Annotated in this window: 4 protein-coding genes; all 4 read right to left on the reverse strand. The window is 67.6% G+C overall.

What is annotated here, in order from left to right:
- Window positions 1–888, reverse strand: an 888-nt coding sequence (locus K206_RS0135980; RefSeq protein WP_020207073.1) for a tripartite tricarboxylate transporter permease, incomplete at its 3' end; no start/stop codon positions are given.
- 13 nt (window positions 889–901) lie between these two features.
- Window positions 902–1,375: a tripartite tricarboxylate transporter TctB family protein gene (locus tag K206_RS0135985; protein ID WP_020207074.1), complete on the reverse strand. Its 474-nt coding sequence runs from the start codon at window positions 1,373–1,375 to the stop codon at window positions 902–904.
- A 257-nt stretch (window positions 1,376–1,632) separates the two neighbouring features.
- Window positions 1,633–2,601: a tripartite tricarboxylate transporter substrate binding protein gene (locus K206_RS0135990; RefSeq protein WP_020424049.1), complete on the reverse strand. Its 969-nt coding sequence runs from the start codon at window positions 2,599–2,601 to the stop codon at window positions 1,633–1,635.
- A 247-nt stretch (window positions 2,602–2,848) separates the two neighbouring features.
- Window positions 2,849–3,059 (reverse strand): hypothetical protein (locus K206_RS44555; protein WP_231401741.1); only part of this gene is annotated, 211 nt, incomplete at its 5' end.

Here is a 3,059-nt window from a genome sequence, read left to right on the forward strand (position 1 = left end):
CGCGCCGACCGTGCCGAACTCGTCCTTGTGCCTGGACAGCTTCTTCTCGGTGGCGTACGACAGGAAGGTCGGGATCTCCGCGCCGCCGGCCGGGATCAGGCCGAACGGGAAGCCGATGAGGGTGCCGCGGATCCACGCCGGCACCGAGCGCTTCCAGTCCGACCTGGTCATCATGACGCTGCTGAGCTTGTTGAAGCTGCCGTCGGGCTGCGGGAAGAAGGCGTTGAACAGCGCCTCGCCGACCGCGAACAGGCCGACCGCCACCACCACGATGTCGATGCCGTCGTACAGCTCCTGCACGTCCATTGAGTAGCGCGTCTGGCCCGACAGCGAGTCCATGCCGATCAGGCCGATGCCCAGGCCCAGGAACAGGCTGGTCATGCCGCGCAGCAGCGACGAGCCCAGCACCGCGGACACCGTGGTGAAGGCCAGCAGCATGATCATGAAGTACTCGCCGGGGCCGAACTGCAGCGCCACGTCCGCCGCCACCGGCGCGAACATCGACAGCAGCACGGTGGCGATGGTGCCCGCCGCGAACGAGCCGATCGCCGCGGTGGCAAGCGCCGGGCCGGCGCGGCCGCTCTTGGCCATCAGGTTGCCTTCCATCGCCGTGACCATCGTCGACGATTCGCCCGGCGTGTTCATCAGGATGGAGGTGGTCGAGCCGCCGTACATGGCGCCGTAGTAGATGCCGGCGAACATGATCAGCGCGGCGGTCGGCTCCACCTTGGTGGTCAGCGGCAGCAGCATCGCCACCGTCAGCGCCGGGCCGATGCCGGGCAGCACGCCGATGGCGGTGCCGAGGAAGCAGCCCACCAGGGCCCACATCAGGTTGATCGGGGTGATGGCCACGGCGAAGCCGTGCATCAGCAGGTTGAGAGTGTCCATGAGTCAGCTCCGGTCAGAACCCGGCGACGGGCAGCAGCGGCAGGTTGATGCCGAGCAGGAATTCGAACAGCGCCCACATCGGCAGCGTGATGCACAGGCCGATGAAGCCGTCGCGCACAAAGCGCTTGCTGCCGTAGCCGCGCGCCACGCAGATCATCAGCAGCGTCGAGGCCAGCACGAAGCCGAGCGTGCCGATCAGCGCCATGTTGGCCACCAGGCCGGCGGCGACCCACAGGAAACCGCGGAAGTTGTGCGGCGCCGAGGGCAGCTCGGCGTCTTCCTCGGGCATGTTGCGAAAGCCCCCGCGGATGCCCTGCCAGGTCAGCGCCGCGCCGCACACGGCCAGGCCGATGGCGACCAGCGTGGGCATGAAGCGCGGCGACAGCCCGGCATAACCTTCGTCGCCGGAGATGCCCGGCAGGCCGACGAAGAAGAACAGCGAGAGCAGCAATACGGCAATGCCGATCGCCAGGTGCGAGGGTTTCATCAAGGGCTCCTTCAGGCGGCGGCGCGCTGGCCGGCCGCGGTTTGTCGTCCCCGCGCGGCGGGGGCCCGGCGACTGATGGTCTGGTCCTGGGTATCGCAGGTGGTGGACACCGGGCCCCCGCCTGCCGCATGCGCACCAGGCGTCACAGTGCGCCGCAGGCGGGGCCGACAGGTGAAACGGCAAAACGGTGAAGCGGTGAAACGACAAAGCGACACCGCGGCGGCGCCGTCATGCCGGCGCGCGCGCCGGCACGGAACTTACTTCGCCACGCCCAGCTCGCGCAGCGTGGTGCCCAGGCGCGCCGACTCGCCGTCCACGAACTTGCCGAACTCGTCGCCGGTCAGCAGGAACGGGGTCCAGTCGTTGCGGGTCAGCGCCTCTTTCCAGGTCGGCGTCTCGGTGGCCTTGACCACCGCGTCCACCAGCGCCTTGCGCTGCTCGGCGGTGATGCCGGGCGCGCCATACACGCCGCGCCAGTTGTAGATCTCCACGTTCACGCCCTGCTCCTTGAGCGTGGGGATGTCGGCGGTGCGTTCCTTCGACGTCACCGCCAGCGCGCGCATCTTGCCGCTCTTGATGAAGGGCAGGAACTCGGACACGCCGGCGATGCCCACGGTCACGTGGCCGCCGAGGATCGAGGCCGACGCTTCGCCGCCGCCCTGGAACGGCACGTAGTTGACCTTCTTCGGATCCACGCCGATGTCCTTGGCGATCAGGCCGGCCAGGATGTGGTCGATCGAACCCTTGGAGCCGCCGCCCCAGCTCACGCTGCCCGGGTTGGCCTTGAGCTGCGTGGTCAGGTCCTTGACCGACTTCAGCGGCGAGTTGGCCGGCACCGTGATGACCATCGTGTCCGCGTACAGGCGCGCCACCGGCGTGGCGTTCTTGAGCGTGACCGGCGGCTTGTTGGTCTCGATCGCGCCCACCATCACCGCGCCGGTGACGATCAGCGCGTTGGGGTTGCCCTTGTCGGTGTTGACGAACTGCGTCAGGCCGATGACGCCGCCCGCGCCGCCCTTGTTGTCGTACGCGGCGGTCTTGGCCACGCCGGCGGCCACCAGCGCGGCGCCCAGCGAGCGGCCGGTCTGGTCGTAGCCGCCGCCCGGGTTGGCGCCGATCATGAACTTGACGTTGTCGAGCGCGAACGCGGGCGCGGCGGCCACGGTGGCGGCCAGCGCGGCCGAAGCCATGACGGCGTGGGCGAAGCGGTGAATCGAGCGGCGCATATCGGTCTCCTGCTTGTCTTGAAGGTTGCCGGCGGCCGGGCATGGCATGCGGTGCCTGGCGCGGTCCGGACTGGGGCGCCCGGCTGGTGTGGCGCTGGCGCGGGGCAGGAAGACACCCCCGGCGCGCCGGGGAGCGAAAGGCTCGTCTCCTGTCCGCCGCTGCGCGTGCATGGCCGGACTTGTTCTTTGAGTTCTTTCCGCGCGGTGGATTGCGCGGATCTGGCCCTTATGAGCCATGGGGTGGATTCTAGGTGGGGGAAACTGTCAAAAGGCTGTCAATTTGACAGGGAGAGGGGTGGGGTTTACGTGGGGGTGAATGTGTGGACATTTGGGGGCTGGGGGGTGTTTTCTGGGTTTTTTTAATGGTGGGGCGTTGGCTTTGGAGGGTTAAATTTAGAGTCTTTAAAATCCTAAAGTCGACTTCAAGGTCAAAGGCTTCAACTTCAACTTCAACTTCA

This window comes from Cupriavidus sp. WS, from assembly GCF_000395345.1.
GTDB lineage: Bacteria > Pseudomonadota > Gammaproteobacteria > Burkholderiales > Burkholderiaceae > Cupriavidus > Cupriavidus basilensis_B.

Coding starts and splice junctions, on each gene's coding strand:
- K206_RS0135985 (WP_020207074.1), bottom strand. CDS start 1,375: ATGAAACCCTCGCACCTGGCGATCGGCATTGCCGTATTGCTGCTCTCG.
- K206_RS0135990 (WP_020424049.1), bottom strand. CDS start 2,601: ATGCGCCGCTCGATTCACCGCTTCGCCCACGCCGTCATGGCTTCGGCC.